Source organism: Stieleria sedimenti, assembly GCF_025060895.1.
Lineage (GTDB): Bacteria > Planctomycetota > Planctomycetia > Pirellulales > Pirellulaceae > Stieleria > Stieleria sedimenti.
This window is the reverse complement of record NZ_JANZKV010000278.1, coordinates 1-4,814: the sequence shown is the minus strand read 5'-3', so window position 1 is coordinate 4,814 and position 4,814 is coordinate 1. Positions and strand designations below refer to the sequence as shown.

The window sequence follows — 4,814 nt, the reverse complement described above, 5'->3', positions numbered from 1 at the left end:
GCGACGCTGATGAACTGTGTGTAAGTGATTGAAGAAGCGGAAGGTGCTCAGTGGGGCAGATTGTTCGATGTGGCCGGGCGCCGTGAGGTGCGTCCTTGCGAGAGATCGCGTCGGCATCCGTGCCTGATGCAGGAGTGCAGAAAGGATGTGCGACCCCGTCGGGGCAACGCTGTGAAGCATTTTTTAGCGGCAGGGCGCGAGCCCTCCGGTGTTTTGGCAGAGATGAAGAACCGGAGGGCTCGCGCCCTGCCGCTAAAACCTCAAGAAACACATGGGAAAAATGCTTCACGGCGTTGCCTGCCAGGGAGGGTTGCTTAAGAGGTGTAGATACCAATGCCTGCGTTGCGAAGCCGCTTGGGAAAGCCGGTCGGTCCCGTTGGCCGATCGGAATCCTCTTGCTGATCATCCTGATTGGCGGTGCCGATAGGGTCCAGGCCGAGCGGCCGATCGACTTCAACAAACAGATCCGTCCGATTCTGACGCAGTACTGCACCTCTTGTCACGGCGGGGTGAAACAAGCCGGTGACCTGTCGTTTGTGTACGCCGACAAAGTGTTGCCGCCCGACGGATGGGTGGTCGAGCCCGGTGATCCCGACGCGTCGATCTTGATCGAGCGGGTCAAGTCCGACGACCCCGACGAGCGGATGCCGCCGCCGCATGAGCATCCCGATCCGTTGTCGGCGGGCGAGATCGAGTTGCTGGAACGATGGATTCGTGAAGGTGCGAAGTGGGGCGGGCTGTGGTCGTTGGAACCGCTTCAACCGGCCACGATCGCGGCCGGAAGCGACGGGTCGAATTGGCCCCGGCAACCGCTCGATGGACAGGTACTCGAACGACTGAAACGCCAAGGTCTTGCTCCATCACCCGAAGCCGATCCAGAGGAATGGCTGCGTCGTGTCTCGTTCGACCTGACCGGTTTGCCGCCGTCGATGGAACGCATCGCATCGTTCAGGACCGAACTGAATCGAGTCTTTGACGCTGCGTCACGGGAGCTGGTGTATGTGCGCGAAGTCGACCGGTTGCTCGGCAGCGAGCGATTCGGCGAACGATGGGCGTCGGTCTGGATGGATTTGGCACGCTATGCCGATTCGAAAGGGTTTGAGAAAGACCCACATCGAGACATGTGGCCGTATCGCGATTGGTTGATTCGGGCTTTCAATGACGACATGCCGTATGACGAGTTCACCATCCGCCAGCTGGCCGGTGACCTGCTGGAGCAGCCCACGCCGGACGACCTGATTGCGACCGCATTTCACCGTAATACGCAAACCAATACCGAAGGCGGGACCGACGACGAAGAGTTTCGCGTCGCGGCATTGATCGACCGGATCAACACCACTTGGACCGTCTGGCAGGCGACAACGTTTGGGTGTGTCCAGTGCCATTCCCATCCCTATGACGCGTTCAAGCACGAAGAGTATTACGCCTGCATGGCGATCATGAACGACACGTTGGATGCCGATTTGCCCTCGGACTATCCGACGTTGAAAATCCCCGACGATCCGGCACGTCTTGCGGCGGCGGTCGAAGTCCAACGGACCTACCAGCGGCGGCGTGTCGAACGCAATCAAATGGGCAGCCAGCTTGCCGGGAAGGTTGCTTGGAGCCCGCTGGTGCCGTCGAACGCCTCAAGCACCGAAGGCGAATTGCGGATCGACGGCGATCGCGTTCGCACCGCCGGCGGCACGTTCCCGCCGGGGGTTCGCTACACGGTCCAGGCCGACGCTCCGCCGCTGACCGCCCTGCGAATTGAAATTTTGCCCGCCTCGGACAACCCCGCCAACTGGCCCGAACAAGGCTCGGTTTTGAGTCAGTTGAAACTGTCCGTGCAGAAGGCGGACGGGACCGTGGTTCCGGTGCCGATCGCCGACGTCTTCGCCGACGCACTGACCGGTCCGGAAGATCCGCGATCGAGTCTGGACAAGGACGCGGCCGGCGTCGGCGGTTATCCGAAACTGTATCGTCCCCGTTGGGCCGTCTTTGTGCTCCGTGATCGTCTGGTGCCCGAAGCGTTCGGCCCCGGCGCGGTGCTGCGGTTGGAGATGCTGCAATCCAACAGCGTTGCCGGTAATCTGGCGACGCCGATCCGTCATTTTCGTTGGCAGGTCTGCGACGAATCGGCTTGGATCGAGTTGATCGCATCGAAGGTACTTGCTGACGCGACCGAAGCGTTGGAGCAGGCGAAGCAAGCGGCCGCAAAAGTTCGTGGCGCGGATCTGCCCGTGATGCAGCAACGTCAAGCCGCGGTCGGCCGGGCGACACGTCAATTCATTCGCGGAAATTGGCTCGATCGTGGCCAAGAGATCCCGCCGGGAATCCCCGCCGTTTTTGGCACCGGGCAAACGGTTCGCAACCGATTGGACTTTGCCCGCTGGATCGTTTCGAGCGACAACCCGCTGGCCGCCCGCGTCTGGGTCAATCGTATCTGGGCGCAGCTGTTTGGAATCGGCTTGGTCGAGACCTTGGAAGATTTCGGGTCCAGCGGAACTCAACCGGCCGATCGCGAACTGTTGGACCATCTCGCGTTGCGTTTGCGTGAGCAACACCGTTGGCAGCTGAAGCCGTTGTTGCGAGAACTCGTGCTGTCGTCGGTGTATCGTCAGACCAGTGCGGCGCCGGAATCGCTGCGTGAGCAAGACCCGCGCAACCGATGGCTGGCACGCGGTCCGCGAACACGGTTGACGGCCGAGATGATTCGTGATCAAGCGTTGTCGGTTGCGGGGCTCCTGGAAAATCGTCTCGGTGGGCCTTCGGTCATGCCGCCGCAACCCGAGGGTGTTTGGCAAACCGTTTACAGTGGCGCGCAGTGGAAGACGCCTGAAGGGGCCGACCGGTATCGACGGGCGCTCTACACGTATTGGCGACGCACCAGTCCCTATCCCAGTTTCTTGATGTTCGATGCGCCGACACGCGACCTTTGCTCGGCTCGGCGGATCGCGACCAACACCCCGTTGCAAGCGCTGGTCACATTAAACGATCCCGTCTACGTCGAATGTGGACGGGCACTGGCAAATCGCGCGACCGAGTTGTCCACGGCGGATGTCGCCACGGACGTCGGGGACGCGATCGAGTGGATGTACTGGGCGGTGACACAGCGGCCGCCCGGCCAACTCGAGATCGATGAATTGACGCAACTGTATCACGATTTGCGGGAAGACCCATCGGCTGATGTTGCCCGTGATGAGATCGCCCCGGACGCCCTGGCGATCGTCGCCAACACCATTCTGAATTTGGATCGAGCGGTAACGAAATGAAAAGTATTGACGACCGGGTTCAAGAAGAATTCGCACGACTGCAGACGCGGAAGCATTTCCTAAGAAACTGCTCGATGGGGCTCGCCGGGGTCTGGTTGGGCGAACGATCGGTTGCCGCCGACCGGGACGGCACGCTCTCGGACGCCTCTGATGCCGGGCAATCGATCCCGCACTTTCCGCCACGGGCCAAGCGGGTCATTTTTCTGCACATGGCCGGTTCACCCAGCCAACTGGAATTGTTCGACTACAAGCCCGAACTGCAAAAACTTGATGGCCAGGATTGTCCCGCCAGTTTCTTAGAGGGCAAACGTTTCGCCTTCATCCAAGGTGTTCCAAAGATGCTGGGGCCGCAGTATCCGTTTCAACAATGCGGTCAAAGCGGTGCCTGGGTCTCCGATCGCATGCCCGAGTTTCAATCGGTCGTCGATCGGGTTTGTTTCGTCAAATCGATGCACACCAGCCAGTTCAACCATGGACCAGCGCAATTGCTGCTGCACACGGGAAACCAGAATTTGGGCAGTGCGTCGTTCGGTGCGTGGACCATGTATGGTCTGGGCAGCGAAAGCGAAAACCTGCCGGGTTTCATCGTGCTGGTCTCAGGCGGCAAGACGCCGTCGGCCGGAAAGAGCGTTTGGGGATCCGGTTTTTTGCCCTCGGTTTACCAGGGTGTTCAGTGTCGGTCCAAGGGTGATCCGGTGTTGTACTTGTCCAACCCCGACGGCGTTTCGCTGCAACAGCGACGTCGGGCCTTGGACGCGATCGGAAGGATCAATCAGCAAACGTTCAATGAAACCGGTGATCCGGAAGTGTTGACGCGCATCTCCCAATACGAGATGGCGTTTCGGATGCAAACCCATGCAACCGAAGCGTTTGATTTGCGACAGGAAGACAAGGCCACACACGCCCTGTACGGCACCGAGCCGGGCAAAGAGTCGTTTGCCAACAATTGTCTGCTCGCCCGACGCTTGGCCGAGCGTGGTGTGCGTTTCATCCAGCTGTTTCACTGGGGTTGGGATTCGCACGGTGCGGCCGAAAGCGAAGCCCTCAACGGCGGTTTTAAGACGCGATGCGAAGAGGTCGATCGACCGATCGCGGCACTGTTGAATGATCTCGGTCGGCGCGGGTTGCTCGACGACACGCTGGTGGTTTGGGGCGGCGAGTTCGGTCGCACACCGATGCGGGAAAACCGTGGCGGTCGCGAGATGCGGTTCGTCGGCCGCGATCACAATCCCGGTGCGTTCACGATGTGGATGGCCGGCGGCGGAATCAAACCCGGGATCTCGTACGGCGAAACGGACGAGATTGGTTACGAAGCGATCGAGAACAAGGTCTCACCGCATGACCTGCACGCGACACTGCTGCATTTGCTGGGGATCGACCACAAACGATTGACCTACATGCATCAAGGGCTGCCGCAACGATTGTCCAACGTCACGCAGCCCTCGCGGGTGGTGGAAGAGATCATGGCGTGACCGGAATGGGCAGGGACATCAGTGAAAAGGGATTCAGCAACCGTTGGTGTTTAGCCTTCAGACGATTCCCGGTCGCTGCTTCGCAGCG

2 protein-coding genes are annotated in these 4,814 nt (G+C 60.2%); both read left to right on the top strand.

Annotated elements, in window-relative coordinates:
* Positions 1-395: 395 nt before the first annotated feature.
* On the top strand, positions 396-3,254 hold the full coding sequence (locus NZK35_RS29820; RefSeq protein WP_259636187.1) for a PSD1 and planctomycete cytochrome C domain-containing protein: 2,859 nt from the start codon (positions 396-398) through the stop codon (positions 3,252-3,254).
* Positions 3,251-4,726: a DUF1501 domain-containing protein gene (locus tag NZK35_RS29815; protein ID WP_259636186.1), complete on the top strand. Its 1,476-nt coding sequence runs from the start codon at positions 3,251-3,253 to the stop codon at positions 4,724-4,726. The genes NZK35_RS29820 and NZK35_RS29815 overlap by 4 nt, the downstream gene beginning before the upstream one ends.
* The last annotated feature ends 88 nt before the right edge of the window (positions 4,727-4,814 follow it).

Excerpts from the sequence above, each read along its gene's own strand:
- NZK35_RS29815 (WP_259636186.1), top strand. The coding sequence starts at position 3,251 with ATGAAAAGTATTGACGACCGGGTTCAAGAAGAATTCGCACGACTGCAG.